22 protein-coding genes and 1 pseudogene are annotated in these 19,669 nt (G+C 55.0%); 16 read left to right on the forward strand and 7 right to left on the reverse strand.

Features of this window, described 5'->3' with window-relative positions:
- Window positions 1-100: 100 nt before the first annotated feature.
- The 4 genes from I8J34_RS17545 to I8J34_RS17560 form a co-directional block, all read right to left on the reverse strand.
- Entirely contained in the window at window positions 101-523 is a 423-nt protein-coding gene (locus I8J34_RS17545) for a single-stranded DNA-binding protein (RefSeq protein WP_214362962.1), read from the reverse strand.
- A 159-nt stretch (window positions 524-682) separates the two neighbouring features.
- Window positions 683-1,021 carry a helix-turn-helix domain-containing protein gene (locus I8J34_RS17550; RefSeq protein ID WP_214362963.1) on the reverse strand — a complete coding sequence of 113 codons (339 nt, stop codon included), beginning with the start codon at window positions 1,019-1,021 and terminating at the stop codon, window positions 683-685.
- A 1,094-nt stretch (window positions 1,022-2,115) separates the two neighbouring features.
- Window positions 2,116-3,195, reverse strand: a complete 1,080-nt coding sequence (locus I8J34_RS17555; protein WP_214362964.1) for a replication initiator protein A — start codon at window positions 3,193-3,195, stop codon at window positions 2,116-2,118.
- Window positions 3,196-3,246: 51 nt separating this feature from the next.
- The gene (locus I8J34_RS17560) at window positions 3,247-3,603 is read right to left on the reverse strand and encodes a hypothetical protein (RefSeq protein WP_214362965.1); all 357 of its coding nucleotides are present in this window, start codon (window positions 3,601-3,603) and stop codon (window positions 3,247-3,249) included.
- A 182-nt stretch (window positions 3,604-3,785) separates the two neighbouring features.
- Here I8J34_RS17560 and I8J34_RS17565 point away from each other — a divergent pair, with 182 nt between their 5' ends.
- The 8 genes and pseudogenes from I8J34_RS17565 (at window position 3,786) to I8J34_RS17600 (ending at window position 11,027) form a co-directional block, all read left to right on the forward strand.
- Window positions 3,786-4,136, forward strand: coding sequence for a type II toxin-antitoxin system RelB/DinJ family antitoxin (locus I8J34_RS17565; RefSeq protein ID WP_214362966.1), 351 nt, complete (start codon window positions 3,786-3,788; stop codon window positions 4,134-4,136).
- Between the two features lie 32 nt (window positions 4,137-4,168).
- The gene (locus I8J34_RS17570) at window positions 4,169-5,020 is read left to right on the forward strand and encodes an ATPase (protein ID WP_214362967.1); all 852 of its coding nucleotides are present in this window, start codon (window positions 4,169-4,171) and stop codon (window positions 5,018-5,020) included.
- Between the two features lie 89 nt (window positions 5,021-5,109).
- Complete coding sequence (locus I8J34_RS17575) at window positions 5,110-5,874, forward strand: OmpA family protein (RefSeq protein WP_214362968.1); 765 nt, start codon at window positions 5,110-5,112, stop codon at window positions 5,872-5,874.
- The gene (locus I8J34_RS17580) at window positions 5,871-6,578 is read left to right on the forward strand and encodes a TraX family protein (protein ID WP_214362969.1); all 708 of its coding nucleotides are present in this window, start codon (window positions 5,871-5,873) and stop codon (window positions 6,576-6,578) included. The genes I8J34_RS17575 and I8J34_RS17580 overlap by 4 nt, the downstream gene beginning before the upstream one ends.
- 193 nt (window positions 6,579-6,771) lie before the next feature.
- Window positions 6,772-7,200: a hypothetical protein gene (locus I8J34_RS17585; protein ID WP_214362970.1), complete on the forward strand. Its 429-nt coding sequence runs from the start codon at window positions 6,772-6,774 to the stop codon at window positions 7,198-7,200.
- On the forward strand, window positions 7,197-7,727 hold the full coding sequence (locus tag I8J34_RS17590) for a hypothetical protein (protein ID WP_214362971.1): 531 nt from the start codon (window positions 7,197-7,199) through the stop codon (window positions 7,725-7,727). The genes I8J34_RS17585 and I8J34_RS17590 overlap by 4 nt, the downstream gene beginning before the upstream one ends.
- A gap of 84 nt (window positions 7,728-7,811) precedes the next feature.
- Window positions 7,812-7,943 (forward strand): annotated as a pseudogene (locus tag I8J34_RS17595) (leucine zipper domain-containing protein); the annotation flags it as partial.
- 261 nt (window positions 7,944-8,204) lie between these two features.
- Window positions 8,205-11,027 carry a class I SAM-dependent DNA methyltransferase gene (locus tag I8J34_RS17600; protein WP_214362972.1) on the forward strand — a complete coding sequence of 941 codons (2,823 nt, stop codon included), beginning with the start codon at window positions 8,205-8,207 and terminating at the stop codon, window positions 11,025-11,027.
- A gap of 305 nt (window positions 11,028-11,332) precedes the next feature.
- On the opposite strand, the gene I8J34_RS17605 is transcribed toward I8J34_RS17600, so the two are convergent.
- From I8J34_RS17605 to I8J34_RS17615, 3 genes are all read right to left on the reverse strand, one after another.
- Window positions 11,333-12,142 (reverse strand): HNH endonuclease, encoded by an 810-nt coding sequence (locus I8J34_RS17605; RefSeq protein ID WP_214362973.1) that lies wholly within the window; start codon window positions 12,140-12,142, stop codon window positions 11,333-11,335.
- A gap of 260 nt (window positions 12,143-12,402) precedes the next feature.
- A complete protein-coding gene (locus tag I8J34_RS17610) occupies window positions 12,403-12,840 on the reverse strand; it encodes a hypothetical protein (protein ID WP_214362974.1) in 438 nt (145 codons plus the stop codon).
- Window positions 12,818-13,108 (reverse strand): hypothetical protein, encoded by a 291-nt coding sequence (locus I8J34_RS17615; RefSeq protein ID WP_214362975.1) that lies wholly within the window; start codon window positions 13,106-13,108, stop codon window positions 12,818-12,820. Before I8J34_RS17615 ends, I8J34_RS17610 begins: the two co-directional genes overlap by 23 nt.
- A 413-nt stretch (window positions 13,109-13,521) precedes the next feature.
- Between I8J34_RS17615 and I8J34_RS17620 the strand changes: the two genes are divergently transcribed.
- The 8 genes from I8J34_RS17620 to I8J34_RS17655 all read left to right on the forward strand — a co-directional run bounded on the left by I8J34_RS17620 (window position 13,522) and on the right by I8J34_RS17655 (window position 19,653).
- Window positions 13,522-14,073 (forward strand): hypothetical protein, encoded by a 552-nt coding sequence (locus tag I8J34_RS17620; RefSeq protein ID WP_214362976.1) that lies wholly within the window; start codon window positions 13,522-13,524, stop codon window positions 14,071-14,073.
- Entirely contained in the window at window positions 14,063-14,380 is a 318-nt protein-coding gene (locus tag I8J34_RS17625; protein ID WP_214362977.1) for a hypothetical protein, read from the forward strand. Before I8J34_RS17620 ends, I8J34_RS17625 begins: the two co-directional genes overlap by 11 nt.
- On the forward strand, window positions 14,361-14,675 hold the full coding sequence (locus I8J34_RS17630; RefSeq protein WP_214362978.1) for a TrbC/VirB2 family protein: 315 nt from the start codon (window positions 14,361-14,363) through the stop codon (window positions 14,673-14,675). The genes I8J34_RS17625 and I8J34_RS17630 overlap by 20 nt, the downstream gene beginning before the upstream one ends.
- Window positions 14,676-14,687: 12 nt before the next feature.
- Entirely contained in the window at window positions 14,688-15,050 is a 363-nt protein-coding gene (locus tag I8J34_RS17635; protein ID WP_214362979.1) for a VirB3 family type IV secretion system protein, read from the forward strand.
- A gap of 11 nt (window positions 15,051-15,061) precedes the next feature.
- Window positions 15,062-17,560 carry a VirB4 family type IV secretion/conjugal transfer ATPase gene (locus I8J34_RS17640; RefSeq protein ID WP_230411897.1) on the forward strand — a complete coding sequence of 833 codons (2,499 nt, stop codon included), beginning with the start codon at window positions 15,062-15,064 and terminating at the stop codon, window positions 17,558-17,560.
- The gene (locus tag I8J34_RS17645) at window positions 17,547-18,272 is read left to right on the forward strand and encodes a TrbJ/VirB5 family protein (protein ID WP_230411898.1); all 726 of its coding nucleotides are present in this window, start codon (window positions 17,547-17,549) and stop codon (window positions 18,270-18,272) included. The genes I8J34_RS17640 and I8J34_RS17645 overlap by 14 nt, the downstream gene beginning before the upstream one ends.
- A 33-nt stretch (window positions 18,273-18,305) precedes the next feature.
- Window positions 18,306-18,527, forward strand: coding sequence for a hypothetical protein (locus I8J34_RS17650; RefSeq protein WP_214362980.1), 222 nt, complete (start codon window positions 18,306-18,308; stop codon window positions 18,525-18,527).
- A gap of 76 nt (window positions 18,528-18,603) precedes the next feature.
- Window positions 18,604-19,653: a TrbL/VirB6 family protein gene (locus I8J34_RS17655; RefSeq protein WP_214362981.1), complete on the forward strand. Its 1,050-nt coding sequence runs from the start codon at window positions 18,604-18,606 to the stop codon at window positions 19,651-19,653.
- Window positions 19,654-19,669 lie beyond the last annotated feature (16 nt).

Here is a 19,669-nt window from a genome sequence, read left to right on the forward strand (position 1 = left end):
TTAATGATGGTCATTGAATGGGTGGCTTGTGCCACCTCTGATTTGGTCAGCGGTTGAACCTCAATCGCTGCCAACGGGTAGGCGCAGGAGCGCCAAATTCTCAGCTCGACTCGGCTGCGCAGTAGTCAGCAACCCACGCGTCGTGTGCAACTTGTTCCGCCTTGTCATCTACTTCCGCGTCTGTTTCGTCGTGCAACAGGGCAGGGGAGGGCGACAGGTAGTCAATGGCCTTGACCTTTAGCGTGATGCCACCTCGACTCTGTTCGGGATCAAACCAGCTCTCAATGACACCCCTGACAGAAACAATCTTGCCCTTGGCTAGATAGGTAGCGTCCGCTTCCGCCTGCGTTCCCAGCGAAACAAGAGGGATAAAGTCAGTACGCTTTTGAAACGTGCCGCTCGAATCCCTGTAGCCACCTGCACAAGCGACGGTATAGAGCGCCACGACACGACCATCCTTGCGGATAACGTGTGGCGCACGAACCACCCGGCCTGAAACAAAGAATCCACTCGATCCGCTCATGAGGCACCTCGCTTTATGATGTAGACATTATAATGACCTAGGGGTTGTATTACAACCCCTAGGTCATTATATTTCGACATGTCGAAAAATCACTGCCGGTAGCTTGGTTCTGATCCTTCTAACAAGCGCCAGTCGATCCCAAACCCATGGTGTTTCGACCTATTCCACGACCTGGTCGGTATCAGCCAAACCTATCCTTGTTGAGTTTGTTCGACGCACGATCTGTTTGTCTTGAAACCATGGCAGCAACCCGGATGAGTCAGGCACTGCATTCCATGACCGGACAAACGCAATCAAAGCATCTCTCTTATCACGATCGCTGTAGATGATATTCAGCAGGAGCAGGGTAGAGCGAGGAATCGGCCGGCCGGATTCATATCGAGAAGCGGCACACTGAGTTACGCCGACTCGTTGCCAAAATGTGGACTGGTTCTCTTTAAGACGATGGCGCAAAGCGACGATTGTCGAAATTTTGGAGTAGGGCAGTTGTGGCTTCATGGCGATCCTCGGCAAGTCATACGGAATACGCGAAAATCATATTCTAGCGGCGAACTAGCAGCCATCACCTTTACATGCGCTAACACGACATGCACTTTTGTTGAAACGCGTCTTTGGAAGCCACAGAAAGTTGTCAGCGACCGCAATTTCGCCAACTTTGACGCCACACCACGAGAGTGGCCTGAGACGCCAGCAAGGCTGGCGTTCGAATCGATCAGCTAAATAGCGATGAACCGGGCCAGTTAGGCAAGGCATGCTTTTGATCCTGGTCCAGAAGTCCCGGTGGTTGAGCCGAGAAAATTGCAACTCCCTTCTTCTTGTAAGCGTATTTGGTGGTTGGTGATTTAGGAGCGTTTGAATCGAGGTGCGCACACGCACCGGGTTGAGCGGTGGAATTGACCGAAGGTCGATTTCGCCGCGATTTATCCCGGTCTTGCGCCCGTAGGGTTGCGCGTAGCGCAAATGGGGCCTGATCGAAGATCTGGCCCCATCGCTTAGACCTCGAACTGCACTTTGGTTGTGCCGAGCTGTTGTGGATAGTGTTAGCGCTGATTGAGGCTTGATACGGAGGCGTTTTTTCTCCGAGTCGAAGACTCGTCAATTATGGGGCGCCGGGTGGGAGCGCGTAGCGCGGGCGTAGCGTAGCGGAGGAGCCGGCGGGGCGTAGCCCCTGGAGGCGGTGGCGTTAAAACGTTATAAGAAACAAAGTTAAACGCGCGCGCGTGTTAAGCATTTTGAAACCCAGTGTTCACAAGGGTTTGCGGCCGATTGATATCCGTGATCGCCGGTAACGTGCATCCATGATCGACGGTGAAAAACATCCGTGATCGACGGCGTTTACATCCGCGTTCGACAAAAGCTGTGGATAAGTGGTCGGAACATCCGTGTCCGACGGTGAAACATCCGCGATCGACGCGGCTACGTATGGGCTTACTGGAAGTTCGAAAACGGGCTGAATACATGACGCTTGCCTGAAAACCCCCAAGATATAGGGTTTTTGGGATGATTCGCCTACCGGTGAACATCCGCGTTCGACGGCGATAATGTCCGTGTTCGACGGTACGGCATCCGCGTTCGACAATAGCGTCATTTCTTCAATCATCCGTGTTCGACGGTGAATTTTGCCGACTGGTCTTCCATTTCTTCGAGCGTTTAGCGAGGCGGGCACGCCATTCTTTGGTGTTATCCGGCCGTTCCAGACACTGGAACCAGCCACTTGTATTGTTGGCTATCAATGACTTGGCCAGCTTTGCGCTATCGCGCGAGTAGAACACCACATCATCAGGATTCGCTTGAGGGTCAAGGGCAATACGGTACTGCGGGAGCTCATCCTTCTCGATGGCGGTGCGCAGCTCGTCTCGGAACTTGCTTCGTGATCGGGTTGTTCCTACTTTCTCCGCCAGCAAGTCAATGTTGATCTTCCAGATCGGCTGATCGCCGCAATGCTTCCTGGCCAGCTCGTACAAGCGACGGTCCAAAGGACGGCCGAGTTGGAAGTAGCCTCGATCAAGCGTCAGTACCTCGACATTGAGAAGGGCGTTGTAAAGCCACTCGGATAGGGTGATGGAGAAGCAATAGACCTTCTCGGCCTCACTTTCCTCGATCTTTCCTGTTTTCTCGTTCTTGTTCGTGATTGCCCTGGTCGCACCGGCAAGCACACGGTAGTTTTCGATCATCGCAAATCCGTCGGTCTGCGTAATCTTGTCAGCACCGGTCGGAATGTTTGTCTCGATCGTTGTTCCGCGGAGTCGGCGAAGCATGGAAATGATCCGCTCGAAACTACCACCGCCATCACCACGCTCAGTTCCAAGCAAGAAATCAATGGCGTTGATCTGGACTGTTCGGCTCACTGGCAAGCCGCGATTGCGTGCTTCGACAATCTGGCTGCCGGCATAGATCAACAGATCCTTGTCGAACACGGTTGCAGCGCCGACGGAAGCAGGGATGATCCGAACGACGCGATTGCCTCGCCTAAACTCGCGAACATTGACGTCTTTGTTCTTGGCCAGCGTAAACAACGGGAATTCCATGCTGGCCAGGTCATCCTTGACTGGCCAGTTGGCGATCTCACACAAAAACAACTCCCCTTGTTCGGGCTCGGTACTGACCGGAAGCGCCGAAACGTCTACAGCGGGCCTGCGGCGACGGCTAGAGGTTGTGCTACTCTTGGGCATTCATTGGCCTCGTTGTTTTCGACAGGGTGAATGATGGTCTTCATGCCCGGCTCAGGCCGGGCATTTTTTATTCTGAGGTAGCCGGCATAGCTGCCGGATCGCTTTGGATATTGCATCCGCGACTTGCAGCCTGTCATCAGGCGATAGACTGGCGATATGGCGAGACATGTACTCAAGCTCGATCGCGAGCTCACGCGGCGTCTGTACAGTCACCGCGAACTCGGCAAGCTCGCCTTCAACGCCCAGGTCACGGTTCCAGAATAGCGCTTCAACATCACGCGCGACTACGCGCGCGCGCTGGGGTGATAAACCGGCTTCACGCGCCATTTCACTATAAGTTGCACCGTCAACAAAATGACGGCGGGCCGCGGACAGGCTTCCTATCGAGAAAGAAGAGTCGGCAGTCATGGACTCGAAGCCGGCAGGGGAGAGTCGTACTAATTTCACAGCGTTTATCCAATAACGATTGTGCGGCAGTATCGCATTTGTTGGGGTTGTATTACAACCCTATGGGTTGGCTTGCCGTTCCTGCGATGCAGAGCTATATTGACGATATAGTCCACATATGTGGACAGTTTGGAGAAAACGTCATGAACGCCAAGACACAACCGGCCGGCCCGGAAATACGGTTGCGCCTGGACCCTGAAACGCATCAGCAGTTTACAGCGGTCGGAGAGTCCATCGGGATGACGGCAATGGACATGGTGCGTGTTTTTGTTCGCAGGGTAATCCTGGCGGAGGGACTCCCCTTCGAAATGGCGAAAGGTCTGAAGGCAGCAAATGACGACCTGCCCGTCATCACAGAGAGCAAGATGCAAGTGCATGGCGCCTCAATTAACGCGATCGCAGCGATTGCATCCCAAGCTGCCGCCGCGGCTGATCGGGAACATGTTCGAGAAGGGCGCTTGCCGGCCGCATCCCCCGCTGTGCCAACTCGATAGGCCAGCCAGTGGCGAATTCACCCGAACTAGTCATGGTCGCAGGCCCAAATGGTTCCGGCAAAAGCACTCTGATCGCTGCGCTAAGGGCAAGCCCCGACATCGACCTACCCAAGCTATACATCAACGCCGACGACATATTGCGGGACGAAGGATTGAGCGATCCTGGTCAGGCGCAGCAGCAAGCCCAGTTTCGACGTGCAAAAGCACTTCAGGGCCGTGAAGATTTGATGTACGAAACCGTCATGTCCCATCCGAGCAAGATTGCCGAGCTGCAATTGGCCAAACAGGCTGGATATCGCATCATCGTTCACTTGGTTGCGACCAACGACCCGGACATTAATGTTGAGCGCGTTGGCGCCAGAGTCCATGCCGGTGGGCATGACGTTCCAGAAGATCGAATACGTGCGCGCTATGAGCGAACCTTGGCGCTCGCGCCGGCTGCGCTGGGCTACGCCAGCCAGGCGCTGATATTTGATAACACGGCACGCGGCGCGACAGCCAAAGGTTTGCAGCTTCAGGCGCAACTTGATGACGGTAGCATTGCACTGACGGTACCCACTGCGGCAGAATGGGTGCGAACCATTGTCGGACAGGTACAGGAACGGGCAACGGAGTTGGACCGTTTCGCGCGTGTCCAACGTCTCAATACAGGCATCGCGGATTTGAACGGAAGCACACGCGGACAGATCATTGCCATCGGCAAGCACTATGCGTTGCAGTACGACGAGGCCACGGGCTCGGGTGTGCTGCACGACAAGAGCATTCTTGGCAACGCGGCTTTTTCGAATCTTCAAACCAGCCAACACTACTCGATCACTTACGCGCAAGGGGTGGCCACTCCCGAACGACTACCAGGGAGAGAACCACCAGCTCACACCAGATGAAAAGACTTGCCCTGATTGTCGCCACTGCCGCGCTGACTGCATGCAGTACGAACCCGCCGCCTCCAGCGCATAGCCAATCGGAACCGTCGTTGGCACCGTCGGCCAGTAGTCATCCGCGCGCGGATGACCCGGATGATTTCGCTCACTACAGCGTCCTCCACGCAAGACACACAGGGCTGGAGCAGGTCTTCGACGATGGTCAATCAGTGTTTTTGGTTTTCGATGAAGACCAAGACACCCAGCAATACCGATACTTTGATCAAAACGGCCAGCCCGTAATTGTCAGAACCAGCGGCCGCTATGCCGTGGTGTCTGGCATCCATCGCGGACTGCTAGTCAGGTCGGCCTCTCACTACAGCTACGCACAGCCTGCGTGGGTATTGGCGAATCAACAACCGCGAACTCCACGGAAACTCACGCCGATCGAGGCGTCTGCACGCGCTGCGTCCCTGGTCGCAATAAATCGGCTTCCGTCATCTTCTCCACAAGCGTCAGAGGTCACGCGGAAAGCAGACGGCATGTCGGCGGCCCTCGTTCGCATCTACTTCCCAACCGGTGGCGCAACCATTCGCCTGTCAAGGCTCGCAAAAGCAGAGCTCGCAGAAAAGGCGATGAGCGCAGAAAGCATCGTTGTACGAGGGCGCACCGACGACACAGGCTCGTATGCGCAAAATAGCCGCATCGCAAAAGCGCGCGCCGTTGCTGTCTCAAGGATGGTTCAACAGTTCGGTGTACCCGCAAGTCGCTTCAAAATCCTGTCATCGCCGATGAGCAACTACATTGCATCAAACGACACCGAAGAGGGCAGGGCGCTCAACAGACGAGCGGAAATCGAGTTCTACCCCGGCTCATGACCTCTTCCGTTGTTGCGGCCACTCCCGCATCCTGGACAGTCAAAAGCGGCACGCTTGAGGTTTTGAAGTGGATTGGCGTGGTGTCGATGTTGGCCGACCACGTAAATTACGCATTCGACATTCAATCGATCGCCGCACTGAGCTTCGGTAGACTCGCTTTTCCGCTGTTTGCGTTCGTCTTTGCCTACAACCTGGCCGCCGGTGATTCGTCCCGCATGCGCCGGGGTATGCGCCGGATGATGATCGCCGGCGTTCTCTCACAACTCCCTTACTATCTGATCTTTCACGATCCGCTACGCCTCAACATCTTCTTCACCTTTCTGCTGGCCGCGATGATCATTCAGGTCAATCCCAGCAAAGGAACGAAAGAGCGAGTCACCGCCGTCGGTCTGTGGCTTTTTGGTGGATTTTTCGTCGACTACTATCATCCAGGCGTGGCCGCCGTGCTGGCCATGTACTACGCCCTACAACCACATCGAGCGCACCTTGAGTGTGTATCTGCGATGTCATCGGCATTCTTCGTGTTGAGCGGATTCTTGATCAATCTCGTCGGCTGGCCAGGAATAGCCGTCTTGCTTGCATGGCCATGCATTATCGTAACGAGAGCAATCGAACCAAGCTTGGCGAGATCCCCGCGAGCCTTTTACGTGATCTATCCGGTGCACCTGGCGCTGATCGCCACCACCGCAACCTATCTGAAATAATGCTAAATCGCAGAAAGCGAATGCGATTTTTCGGTAAGGAACGAGACGTGTATCAACAGACAAGATACCGCCGCTGCGGCTCCACTTCAGAACGCGACCGCCCCGGCAACGTGACTACCGAGCTTTCGCAGCTCATCCGCGCCAACGTGAGCGAACTAGTCGTCCATCAGGACGTGGAACAGGGAGTGTAAGAATGCCCTCAATTGACAAGCACTGGCTCGTCGGCAAAGCATTTGCTCGCTCACTCCAGCGCGCAATCGACCGGAATACCATGATCGACCTGCTGGGCATTGTTGAGTATGACGCTCAACGAATGGCACATCTCGAAGATGCAGGTTTCCAAGACACCATGCCCGCTGTCGAATGCCTGTTCGATTACGTGCTGGATGCTCTTGATGTACCGCCACACGGAACAGACTTTGATCGCGAGCCCTTCGAGGCACTGTTCTACGATGACTATCTTCTCGAGAACAGATTTCCGTCGCTTGATGCTGTTATCGACGGATTGATTGAGCTTCGAGACGCCCATGGCGTCCGCGCCAGGGCGCACGCAGGGCGCAGTGCGACCACCTCATACCTGAAAGTCGTTGCAAAGCGCGATAACAATGGAGCCGAGTCATGAACGAACTTGAGCACATGGTAGGCAAGGCCCAGCAAGCAGCTCGGGGCGGTTTCGGCGGGTTGTCGACCGGAGAGAAGCTTGCCGCCGCGTTGATCCTCAATCGTCCGGACTGGCTGGAAGAAATGAACTACACCATTGCCGAAGCGATCGATCGCATCGGTCCAGAATGGCTGTCTCTGCTGCCCGCGGCTGCGCGAACCGTTGCCGAGTCAACAGAAGTCATCAGTAAGGTCGCACAGGGAGCAAAGAGCGAGGAGGTCCTCGCCAGATACACGAGCGAGGACAAGATTGACGTAGGCTCCGAGCTGGTGACCTATGGTGAAACGCCCGGGTACCGAGATGTTTCACTCACGTTTGACATTTGGCGCCTAGGCGCAATGACGAAGCATCGCATTTGCTTGCGCCTTTCGCCTACCGATGGAGAAACGGTGAGTCAACACATTCTAGAGGTCCATCGACACGCGTGGAAACGAGGGACACCTCTCGACATGAAGCCGGGCGAAATACGACCTGCTTGGATCGCTTAGCTGCGTTCTCTCTGCAGGTTGCTCATTCGTGACGTACCCATCAAATTGGAGGTACCAACCCAACAAATCATCCGAGGTTCCAGAATTAAAACTCATAAAATCGCCAGATTGACGGTCTATAGTCGAGCGCTTCTTGTGAGATGCGTTGTCAAACATGGTCTGCGCGAGGAAGAAGCAGCGCAGGCTGCGGAGGTCATCACCCTCACGGCTTACAAGGGCTCAAGCGCTGCGGAGAAGGGGTTAAAAAGGCAGTTATTTTGACCGGCGGCCAGCTGACAAAGCACATATGCCATTCCCGCCGACTGACCATCGAAAAGTCATTGCCCGCAGAGGACAATCTCGAGCAACCGGATTAAACCGTAGTCAGACGCAAAACAGTCGCTCGCGAACAACCCGAATGCGCATATTCTCAACCTTCCCGCATTTTTATAGCTTCATAAGGCATCATTGTGTCTTTTGCGGACCGCCGAGCACATCATGCCGTTGAGTTGGAACGAAATCCGAAGCCGGGCACTGGCCTTCTCAAGAGAATGGGCTGACGAGAGCTCCGAAAACGCCGAGGCGAAGAGCTTTTGGGACGCCTTCTTCACTGTCTTTGGCCTCACTAGGCGTCGCGTCGCATCTTTTGAAACGCCGGTCAAGAAAGGCGATGGCAAAGGCGGATTCATCGACCTGCTGTGGCGCGGAGTGCTTCTCGTAGAGCACAAATCTCGCGGCAAGGACCTCGACAAAGCGATTCACCAAGCGTTCGAATACTTCCCCGGCCTCAAAGAGCGAGACCTGCCCCGCTTCGTCCTTGTCTCCGACTTCGCACACTTTCGCCTATACGACCTCGACGAGAACGCTCAGCATGATTTCGAGCTTGCTGACCTACACAAAAACATCAAACTGTTCGGCTTTGTCGCCGGCTACCAGTCGCGGTCTTTCGGGCAGGAAGATCCCGTCAACATCCAAGCTGCCGAAAGACTCGGCAAGCTCCATGATTTGCTGAAAGAAAGCGGCTACGACGGACATCCACTCGAGGTCCTCCTAGTTCGTCTTCTTTTTTGTGTCTTCGCTGAAGATACCGCCATCTTTGAGCGCCGCCAGTTCACAGAGTACGTCGAGCAGCGCACGAGCGAAGATGGCACGGACCTAGGGCCACACCTCGCACAGTTATTCCAGGTACTCGATACACCTCACCATAAGCGGCAAAAGACGCTTGATGAACAGCTGACCGGTTTCCCCTACGTTAACGGGAAACTGTTCAGAGAAATGCTTCCGCTCGCGAACTTCAATAGGGCCATGCGGGAAATGCTGCTGGACTGCGGTTCACTCGACTGGAGTCGCATCTCCCCCGCAGTCTTCGGCTCCCTGTTCCAAAGCATCATGGACGCCGCCGCGAGGCGGAATCTCGGTGCTCACTACACTACCGAGACCAACATTCTTAAGGCATTGGGACCGCTGTTTCTCGATGAACTACGGGCGGAATTTGAACGTGTGAAATTCAAGCCGAAGGCGCTACCAGATTTTCACAAGCGCTTAGTCGGGATTCATGTCCTCGACCCTGCCTGTGGCTGCGGCAACTTCCTTGTTATCGCGTATCGCGAGCTCCGCCTGCTCGAGCTAGACATCCTACGTGCCCTAGAACTGATCAAAAAGACGCAGCACCTCGAGTTTGACCTTGGGAACCTTGTACAGGTCGGAGTCGAGCAGTTCTATGGCATCGAAATCGAAGATTTTCCGGCTCAGATTGCACAAGTTGCGATGTGGCTGACCGACCACCAAATGAACATGCGAGTGTCCGAGGAGTTTGGCCAATACTTTGTCCGGCTGCCGCTAACGCAAGCACCAAACATCGTACACAAAAATGCGCTAACGCTCGACTGGGCATCTGTCGTCCCTCCGAAGACCCTCAGCTATATCGTCGGCAACCCCCCATTTGGGGGTAAGCATTACCAAAACAGACAACAAAAGGCTGAACTCCGAACGGTCTTCACCGGAGTCAGGAACGCCTCCGACTTAGACTTCGTAGCGGCTTGGTTCCGCAAGGCGACCGATTTCATGGCGCAAAATGAGGCGATACGGACAGCCTTTGTCTCGACGAACTCCATCACGCAAGGTGAGCAGGTGGGTATTCTGTGGCCGGACCTCATAAGCCGCGGCGTCAAAATTCACTTCGCCCATCGCACGTTCCAATGGTCGTCAGAAGCCCGCGGCAGAGCGACCGTACATTGCGTCATAATCGGTTTCGCACTGCACGACAACGCCAACAAGGTCATCTTCGACTATGAGACGCCGCAGGGAGAACCACACGCGGTTCGTGCAAGCAACATCAACCCCTACTTGGCTGATGCACCGAATGTAATCGCTAGGAAGCGGCAACAGCCTTTCCTTGGCGTTCCGACAATGCGCTGCGGCAACAAACCTACAGATGGAGGTCACCTGCTGCTGACGACGGCCGAGAAGGAACAACTGCTGCGTGATGAACCGGCTGCTGCACCATGGATTCGCCGGTTTGTAGGGGCGGCTGAATTCATCAACGGAATTGATCGCTGGTGCCTCTGGCTTGACGGCATTGATCCGAGAACACTACGAGCCATGCCGAAAGTCTTGGAACGTGTCGAAGCGGTCCGGAGATACAGAAGCCAGAGCAGCGCGGAGCCTACGCGAAAGATGGCTGACATCCCGACACGGTTCTTCTTCCGGTCCCAGCCGACTACCCGCTATATCCTGATGCCTGAGGTGTCGTCAGAACGGCGGCGATATGTTCCGGTGGGGGTTATGGGCCCAGAGATTATTTCGAGCAACAAAAACTACCTCGTCGCCGAGCCTAGTTTGTATTTATTTGGCCTCTTGCAGTCGGCAATGCATATGGCTTGGCTTGGCGCTGTTGGTGGTCGACTAGAGAGTCGTTTTCAATACTCAGCATCCCTTGTCTACAACACTTTCCCTTGGCCCACCCCAACGGCAAACCAGAAGGGAGCTATCGAGGCTGCAGCGCAAGGCATCCTCAATGCTCGAGCGAAGTTCCCAGCATCGACCCTTGGGGACCTCTACGATCCCCTGGCAATGCCGGCGGAACTCCTCAAGGCACATAAGGCGCTAGACAAGGCAGTCGACTCTGCCTACGAGAAATCGAGGTTTTCCTCGGAGGCGGAGCGGGTTGCCTTCCTGTTCCGAATGTATGAGCAATTGGAAGCGCCAATTGCGGCTCCTCAGCCGACCAGAACGACGCGGCGCGTGCGTAAGGCCGACGCTACCAGCGTCGTCTCGACGGACCAGGCTGAGTCGTCAGGCCTACAGGCTGACGGCGAATAGCCTTCGCCCAGCCTAGCGCCGCGAATTGCATGCACTCGTACCCGTTGTCACTTCGTGCTGTTACATTCGAGGCCGCTCGTGCCAACGTATCTTAATGGCCGGACGCGAGCTACTCATTTAGCACTAGCACTTCGCCCGGATTGACAGAAATTCATGCGTAGGCCGTCCCGTTGGTTCCCGAGTGGTACGGCTAAAGGGGACAGGTCACAGGCAGAATGCGGGTAAGTGATGACCAGCTTATCGCCGTCTGGCGCCAGATTCATTATTGAGAGTCAAGTGGTTTGAATGCGCTCGGCGTGATTGGACTATCCGCGAAACACATTGCGGCGATGGTAATCGAGAAAAGCCTCGTGCTCCGGCCTCAACAGCTTCCGGTTGACGCGCATCCTGGCGTTTATGTGTAGCTGGTAAGCGGAGGTTCCCACGATTGCTTTCGACAGCATAATCTTACCCAGAGCGTCGAAAGTAATAAGGCCGGTATCGAACACAGCATCCAAGTTCGGCGACAAAAGCAGGCCATTGAACACGTCCAATCGCTCCGCGTTGCTCGACACGCGCCAAGGCTTAATATGAGAGGCCTTGAGTACGGGGGCACACACTGCTCCAGTAACCGCACAAGCCTTCCAATAGACCAACAATCTCGCCCGGAACTCTCCTTGTCCAACGCGGCTTTGCACGATGGCTTGGCGCATGGTCTCTGGAACCGCCTCCAGCGCCTGTAGTTCGGCCAGGACATCGCCAACCGGGTCATCGATCAACACATTGGGCGGCGCACCGATCTCATCCATCTCGTCCGTCACGACGAACCAACTGTCGTAGCCGTTGCGCCCATGCAGCTCGTCGGCAAGAAGATCCTTCATGCCCAAATCCTCGAGAGCTCCGGTGACATGGATGTAGGCCCCCATCCCCACCGAAGAGATCACACGGTAGATCGTGTTGTCGAAATTCTCCACAGCGATGTGCATCGCATTGCCCCCGCCGTCGATATCGCAGTCGGACAACGCCGCGGTGATTGCGGCGTCAAACGGAGGAATGTTTGCGCCTAGGATGTAGTGTGATTCGAGCATCGTGTTATCAAGATACTTGCCTAGTGAAAGTTTGGCGGCAGATGCCAACAATACCGCATGCTACCCATAATCTTGTTTTTCAATCGGAAACGAATATTGCGAAATCGACCAGCATCTCGCCTCGAATTTCAGCAGTACGCGCATATCCAGCAAAGTCAGGCTGGCTGCGTGTTTCGTTTCAAACCGCGATAGAACGCGATCCGGACGATGTAGCGAACGACGCCGAGTCTTTGTTTGTGACAACACTCCAAACACACCAGGATGCTCTGTTGAGGTAGTTGCAGTCGGCACCGGTTTTTGGATTGGTGCTACGCACGAACCAGAAGCAGCGACCAGGCATGGTTGCGGAGGTGTGAGCACCACGCCTCAAGATCACCAGGTTCGATGCCGTGCGCCGTGGCCACGGCATCGACAGACCTCCCCGAAAACACCTCAAAACACAGCTCGGCTCGCCGAGCCGCGACTTGCATGTCTGCCAAGGCCTCGGACGGCTCATCCAATGAGAGTAGGGAAGGGGCATCGCCCAACGCCGAAGACAGAGCCTCCAAGATCTGCTTCTTGATGGCATAGACGCGTTGGGTGCTGACACCATTGCTGTAGGCCACCACTTTCGCTGCGTTTCCCTCGACGAAAAGCTGCCTGGCAATCGCCAGCGTCTTGTCGTCAAACCCCCGCCGACCTTCCAGCAGTTGCAGGAGCGCACCATCAATTTTCATATTTCGATCAATCACGCTGGAAACCAACAAGCAGATATCCGAGCCCCGCAACGGCCACATACACGAGAAAAAGCGACACGGAGAACATCAACATGCCCCACGCGGGGAAGTGGGGAGCATCGAGCACGAAACCAAACAGGATCGTCACCCAAAACATCAAGAATGACGCCGGCAACAGCACAAGCCTGAGCACCGGCTCGACCATCGCAAAAAGCGTCGTCAGCAAGACATAGGCGCAAGCAAGCGCGAGAACGCCCAATCCCCGCAGCCCCACAACAACCGTGTTCTTGAGGGTCATGTTCTGCCTCCAATAGACAGGTCGGACCAGAGAAACCGACCGTTGGTCGAAAAACAAGCGATTCGCGGATATCAAACTAATGGCCAACTCGCCTTGTAGGGCATATCCGCAACATTGACGCAATCCCGTGCAAACGCTCATTAGAGCGAAGCGCATTCCACCTCACACCCTGCGCCGCCTACCACCAAGGGTATAAAACTACTCATTTATCATTTATAGCAATGGCGAAGTCATATCTGTATGTTGTTTCCCCGCGGTCGTCATCACTAGGAGGCCTGACGGCTTAACTATATACAGCTATTGCACGCTATTGCAAATAATTCGTACACTTTTGTATGCTGAGCAGCTATATTCCATGCACATAACGGAGCAACGCGCTTCGTATACGGCCTACCCATTTGAGGCTTGAGAGCATGGACAAGATGTTTTTTTCAATCATGCCAATCGTATTGGCAGCGCTGTCCGCCAGTACCTTCGCTGCGCCTGGCGCATTCCCGCACGTGAGCGCAGAAACACAGGCCTCGCGCGATGACACGCGCAGATCAGTCCTCGAACAAGAGCTGGAATCAGAAGCAACCGCTCTGCAAGAGGCAACAAAATCGCATGCATTGCTGCTCGCCGTCGGCCGGCTGGAAGAAGCTAAGACTCAATCCGGCAGAGCAGACCGCGCAAGACGAAATATGCGCGAATTGCAAAAAGAGATTGCGCTGACACTCGACGCAAAAACACACCCCCCTGATTTGAAATCCCGTTGGCCGAAGCCTGTACGTGTAGACGCCAAACGACGCGAGCAACAACCACCTCGACCACCGTGGTGGGATGGCTACGGCCGGGCACCAAACAAAGTCCCCGCGGATGCACGCCGTTCGGACGAGAACAACGGCCGGTGGGACGGCTACGGTGAAACCGTGCGCGTCGCCAGCCAAGTTCCTACGCAAGACGGAGTCGAAGTCAATGCTCACTGACAACAAACAACAGCTACGGACCTTTGGAGATTGGGCGGACACCCGCCCGATGATTTCAGAGGCCCAGTTAAAGGGCGCGCTTCGCGCAGACGATGTCCGCGAAATCAAGATCGTGGAATTCACCCCCCAGATCTATCGCCTTCACGTTGCACTCGAATCGACGACGACGATGAAGACCCTTCAATCCGCGAGACAAGCGGATCGAACCTTCAAAAATCTGAATCTTCTCGCGCGCTACGTGAAGGGAATAGGTGCCACCCAAACCCCCATTCGCCTGGAGCTCAACAATGAAGATTCAAAATCCTAAACACGGTCGCGCGCATCTTGCGAACGTCGCATTTCTACTGATCACGATGATTGCACCCGGCTTGGCGTTTGCCGGCACTCCCGCCAGTCCGTTCGCTACCGGTACGGCCGGCTTCAGCCCTGCATTGCTTGCCATCCTCACGCCGCTTGCCGTCGTCGGTTTCATGGCCTCTGGTGTGGGCGCATTGACAGGAAAAACACCATGGTCATGGTTTGTAGGCGTGATTATCGGGATCGTCATGATTTTCGGCGCACCGCAGCTTGTGGCCTGGATTCGCGCACTCTTCGGCGTCTAAGGACAGACAGAGATGGATCGAAACCAAGGCATCACGAATGAACCGCTCTTTGTCGGCGTGACCCGTCCGGCAATGAAGTGGGGCGTAACTTACGCCGGCCTGCTGTTCAACATGATGATTGTCATGCAGGCGTTCATTCTCACCAAAAACCTGCTGTGGCTACTCGCCTTCGCTCCGATCCATCTCCTGATGCAACTCGTGTGTCTGTATGAACCGAGATTTTTTGACCTTTTGCTCGTCTGGCTTCGCACACGCGGTTGGCCGGCTCTCATCGGTGTCACTCGACACTGGAAAGCCAACACATACAGCCCGCTGAGCATCGATCTCCCCGATCGGCATGGTCGGCGAAAAGCCCCCACAGCGGTTCACCTCTAAGGAAAGCGCCCGTGACGTTCAAGCGATCCAAAGCACTGCGCGCCGAGACTCACATCTCGACCATGATTCCGTACACCGCCCACATGGATAAGCACATCGTGCGTACGGACCGTGGCCACTATGTTCAAGTGTTTCGCCTTGGCGGCGCGAGTTTCGAAAGTGCTGACGACGAGCAAATCAACAACTGGCACGAACGCCTGAACGTATTCTGGCGCAGCATCAGCAGTCCGAACTTCTCGGTATCCGTCCACCTGGTCAGACGTCGAGAAAGTGGCTTCCCGGTATCAACGTTTAGCGAGGGCTTTGCCTCAGACTTGATGGCGAAGTATCGCAAGCGAATGAGTCGCCAGACGCTCATGGTCAATGAGCTCTACGTGTCCTTGGTCTACCGGCCAACGCCATCCAAGGTCGGCAGTCTTTTCATGAAGGCGTTGAACCGCGCCAATGACGGTGAAGAGGCGCAGGAAATCGCCGATTCGATCGACACCTGCCAGAAAAAACGCCAAGAACTGATGACCGCGTTCGCACGCTACGACCCCGACCCCCTCGGGATCTACGATCGCAATGGAACCATGCACTCCTCCGCGATCGAATTCTTTGGTTTCTTGGTCAACGGCCACTTCGAGCGCCGTACCGTGCCCAATGGGCAGATTCGCAATTCGTTGGCAGATACACGCCCGTTGTTCGGCAATGAGGCGATGGAGTACCGGGGCGCAACGCGCACCCGTGTCAGCGCCTTTCTGGGGATTAGCGAGTATCCGCCCACCTCGCCGCCTGGGTTCATCAACAGCCTACTGAGCACCCGGTTCCCGTTCATCCTTACCCAGTCATTCGAATTCATCGGCAAGGCGACGGCCGCGAAATTGCTCAAGGAGCAACGCGGTCGGCTCCGAGCATCCGAAGATGATGCTCAATCCCAGGCCGAGGAACTGGATGAAGCGATCGACGCCCTTGCGTCGAACCTGTTTGCGTTCGGCCGACACCATTTCACTCTACAAGTCATGGCGGAGCATTTCGACGCCACGAAAAGCGCGGAGGAGGGGCAGCTAAAACTTCTCAACGACAATCTCGCCGAAGCCAAGTCGATCCTCGCCGACAGCAACATAGTGACCGCACGAGAAGACTTGGCGCTGGAGGCGGCATTTTGGTCGCAGTTGCCGGGCAACGAGCATCTTCGTCCTCGCGTTGCGCCGATGTCATCCCGGAATCTGGCGGGTTTCGCGCCGTTTCACAACTACCCCGGTGGCCGCAAAGCAGGCAACCACTGGGGGCAGGCAGCGACGATGTTCGAAACCACCGCCCAAAGCCCGTACTTCTTTTCGCATCACGCATCAGATCCACGCAAGGCGGATGGGGGAAGTCGCAAGGACGTAGGCCACATGCTTGTCGTCGGCCCGGTCGGCTCAGGAAAGACAGTAAACGTCGGCTTCCTCATTGCGGCGATGACGCAGTTTGGCGCAAGGCAGGTGGTTTTTGACAACGAAGAAGGTCTTCATATCCTGGTGCGCGCGCTGGGCGGGCGTTATCGCTCGTTGAAGGTTGGCCAGCCCACGGGCCTTAACCCTCTGCAACGGGAGCCCACCGGCGAGAACATCGAGTTCATGAAACAGCTTCTGCGCACACTGGTGGATAGCCAGAATCGCCCGCTAACGGTGCAAGAGGACAAAGAGCTGAACCTTGCGCTCGCCGGTGTGTTGCAAATCTCTAACAAGCGCGATCGGCGCCTCTCACGACTCATCGAGTTTTTGCCCCCCACGAACCCGGAAGGACTGCACGCCAGGTTGCAGCGCTGGACGCACCTCTTTCACGGGGAGTACGCCTGGGTGTTTGACAACCCCGAAGACAACATAGACAACTTCATGGATGGCGCCGCCATTGTGGGTTTTGATGTCACGGAGTTCATCAAGGTGCCCGCCCTGGCAGAGCCCCTAAGCATGTACTTGCTGCATGTGACGAATCGACTCGTCAACGGTCAGCGGATGATCTGCTGGATGGACGAATTCCCACAGATGATCGGGCGGCCGGCATTTGCCGAGTTCGCAAAACACGGTCTCGAAACATGGCGCAGAAAAGACGCAAGCTTTGTCGCGGTCGCGCAGATGACATCACACATCTCGCGTTCAGAAATTGCACGGTCGCTGATCGAGCAAACGCCTACCAAAATCTTCTTTCCGAACCCTGAAGCCAGCTACGCCGAATACGTCGATGATTTCGGTTTCAGTGAGCGCGAATTCTTCCTGATCAAACAGGAGCTGCAGCCCGGGGATCGCACCTTCCTGATCAAGCAAGGCAACAACAGCATCGTCGCCAAACTGGATCTCAAGGGCTTTGATTTCGAGCTCGACGTGATATCCACGCGGACACGCAATATTCAGGTCATGAACGAAGCGATTCAACAGGCCGGAGAAGATCCAAACAACTGGCTACCCGTCTTTAAGAAAGCGCTCGAAGATCGAGCAAAGAAAGCCAACCACGCCTCCACAGAGGAGAAAAACCATGTATTTGCGTAGAAAGCTCACCGCAATCATCGTCGCAGCGTCGATGGCCATGGCGCCGGTAGCTACCCGCGCCAGTGGCATTCCAGTAGTTGACGTCGCAGCGCTCGCGCAGTTGATCCAACAGATCATGTATTGGCAACAGCAAATCCAAAGCATGAGTGACCAGCTCAACCAAATGAAGAGCACCTACAACTCACTCAACGGATCGCGCGGGCTCGGAAACCTCATGACCTTGAGCAACGCTCAACGCAACTACCTTCCGACTGACCACGCTGAAATCGTAAAGGTGTTGAATGGCGTATCCACCCAATACAGCGGCCTGTCAAGCAAGGTCAGCGCAGTGATGAGCGCCAACGCCGTTCTGTCTTCCACGGACCTGGCTGCGATGACACCGAGCCAGAAGGCCATGATCGAAGACGGCCGCCGGGCAGCAGCCATGATCTCCACCCTTAGCCAGACGGGCTACCAAAACACCAGCGGCCGCTTCGCCCAGTTGCAGTCTCTGATCACAGCAATCAACGCAACAGCAGATCCAAAAGCAATTGCGGAAATACAGGCCAGAATCGCCGGCGAGCAAACAATGCTTGCGAATGAGCAAACCAAGATGCAGACGATTTTTTATATGGCTCAGGCTGAGCAAATTGCTCAAGAGCAACGAGCAAAAGAAAAGCGTGTCGCGGCTCACGGTGCTTTTTCTTCTAGGCCAACAATAGTCTTTCCGTAAACGTCATTTCAAATAGCAGTTACAGGAGCCGACATGTCCAAAACAGTCATATACGTTGCCATCGCTGCCGTCGTTGTTGCCGGAGCGTCCGCTGCCATTTACCTGAATTCAACAACAAACGTCACGGTTGAAAGAAATGCATCAACGCCTAGCCAGACGATAGTAATCACAAAGGAAGAGCGGGTCAGACCGCCTCATGGAAGGTTTGAAGACCGTCCTGTTCTGGTTTTCCCCGGAGTGAATGACAAGCAATAAGTAAAAGATGGCCTCTATTCAACAAGTTATCTAGATCTTCCATCAGCGGCAAAAGAACTCTAAACAAGGGAAAGGTATGTTCTTCGCGACCTTTTGGACGTGGCTTAACTCGACCTTGGCCGGATATGTCGGGGCAAAAACAACCGTCGTAGCCGCAGCTATTGAGCCGGCTGTCGTTACACTGGCCACTATATACATAATGCTTTGGGGTTACGCCAGCCTAACAGGAAAGATTCAGGAACCTGTCCTTGAATTCGGAAAGCGCTTCCTTATTATCGCGGTCATACTCGGAATCTCAATAAAGCTTTGGTATTACAACACCGTTATTGTTGACACCTTTGTAAATTCTCCGATGCAACTGGCGGCAGTCGTCGTAGGCTCAAGCAATCCAATGACAATAATTGACAAAATTTGGAGTGACGGCGGAGCAGCCGCTGGAGAGCTTTGGAAGCAAGGTGGTGTATTTAGCGGAGATGTTGGATTCTATATTGCAGGCGGGACCGTTTATCTAATCATTGGACTGCTGTGTATTTACGCGTTCTTTTTGATGACATTGTCCGCTGTTGCCCTAAGCATTATTTTGGGGCTTGGACCGATTTTTCTTTCTCTTCTTTTCTTCGACGCTACTAAACGGTTTTTTGAGTCATGGATGGCTCAACTCGCTAACTACGCACTAATTTCAATACTGGTAGCCATGGTTTCGGCTCTATTTCTGACGCTTGTTCAAAAAACCACAGCTCAGATCGCTGCGCTAGGAAGCTCTGTCACCTTCTTCGCTACTTTGGAAATGCTACTCGCAGCTGTTCTCGTTTTCCTCGTCCTGAAGCAAGTCCCGGCCATTGCTGCGGGGCTAGCCAGCGGGATTGCTCTGAGCTCTTTCGGAGCAATCAGCTCGGCCCTGCGCTGGGCCGGCGGGGGCGCTGGTCGATCGCTGTATCAATCGGGAAGAGGTCTCATCGATGGCCTCAAAGGTGAAAAACGCAGTCGCTGGGATTCAATGCGACGGAGTGGCGGAAACCTGATTGGTCAAGGAATTCGCCGAGGCGCCCAAGCTGCCTTCGGCTCATCCCAGAAAAAGGGCGGCACTGTCAGTCGTGACAGTGTGATGCCACGACCCAACCGATAGCTCAATAAGGCATTCG

The organism is Denitromonas iodatirespirans, assembly GCF_018524365.1.
Taxonomy (GTDB): domain Bacteria; phylum Pseudomonadota; class Gammaproteobacteria; order Burkholderiales; family Rhodocyclaceae; genus Nitrogeniibacter; species Nitrogeniibacter iodatirespirans.

Bases quoted from the DNA above. Each gene is read 5' to 3' on its own strand.
- I8J34_RS17620 (WP_214362976.1), top strand. From the start codon at position 13,522: ATGGACAAGATGTTTTTTTCAATCATGCCAATCGTATTGGCAGCGCTG.
- I8J34_RS17625 (WP_214362977.1), top strand. From the start codon at position 14,063: ATGCTCACTGACAACAAACAACAGCTACGGACCTTTGGAGATTGGGCG.
- I8J34_RS17650 (WP_214362980.1), top strand. From the start codon at position 18,306: ATGTCCAAAACAGTCATATACGTTGCCATCGCTGCCGTCGTTGTTGCC.
- I8J34_RS17630 (WP_214362978.1), top strand. From the start codon at position 14,361: ATGAAGATTCAAAATCCTAAACACGGTCGCGCGCATCTTGCGAACGTC.
- I8J34_RS17560 (WP_214362965.1), bottom strand. From the start codon at position 3,603: ATGACTGCCGACTCTTCTTTCTCGATAGGAAGCCTGTCCGCGGCCCGC.
- I8J34_RS17555 (WP_214362964.1), bottom strand. From the start codon at position 3,195: ATGCCCAAGAGTAGCACAACCTCTAGCCGTCGCCGCAGGCCCGCTGTA.
- I8J34_RS17585 (WP_214362970.1), top strand. From the start codon at position 6,772: ATGCCCTCAATTGACAAGCACTGGCTCGTCGGCAAAGCATTTGCTCGC.
- I8J34_RS17655 (WP_214362981.1), top strand. From the start codon at position 18,604: ATGTTCTTCGCGACCTTTTGGACGTGGCTTAACTCGACCTTGGCCGGA.
- I8J34_RS17635 (WP_214362979.1), top strand. From the start codon at position 14,688: ATGGATCGAAACCAAGGCATCACGAATGAACCGCTCTTTGTCGGCGTG.
- I8J34_RS17600 (WP_214362972.1), top strand. From the start codon at position 8,205: ATGCCGTTGAGTTGGAACGAAATCCGAAGCCGGGCACTGGCCTTCTCA.
- I8J34_RS17590 (WP_214362971.1), top strand. From the start codon at position 7,197: ATGAACGAACTTGAGCACATGGTAGGCAAGGCCCAGCAAGCAGCTCGG.
- I8J34_RS17545 (WP_214362962.1), bottom strand. From the start codon at position 523: ATGAGCGGATCGAGTGGATTCTTTGTTTCAGGCCGGGTGGTTCGTGCG.
- I8J34_RS17570 (WP_214362967.1), top strand. From the start codon at position 4,169: ATGGTCGCAGGCCCAAATGGTTCCGGCAAAAGCACTCTGATCGCTGCG.
- I8J34_RS17565 (WP_214362966.1), top strand. From the start codon at position 3,786: ATGAACGCCAAGACACAACCGGCCGGCCCGGAAATACGGTTGCGCCTG.
- I8J34_RS17550 (WP_214362963.1), bottom strand. From the start codon at position 1,021: ATGAAGCCACAACTGCCCTACTCCAAAATTTCGACAATCGTCGCTTTG.
- I8J34_RS17615 (WP_214362975.1), bottom strand. From the start codon at position 13,108: ATGACCCTCAAGAACACGGTTGTTGTGGGGCTGCGGGGATTGGGCGTT.
- I8J34_RS17645 (WP_230411898.1), top strand. From the start codon at position 17,547: ATGTATTTGCGTAGAAAGCTCACCGCAATCATCGTCGCAGCGTCGATG.
- I8J34_RS17580 (WP_214362969.1), top strand. From the start codon at position 5,871: ATGACCTCTTCCGTTGTTGCGGCCACTCCCGCATCCTGGACAGTCAAA.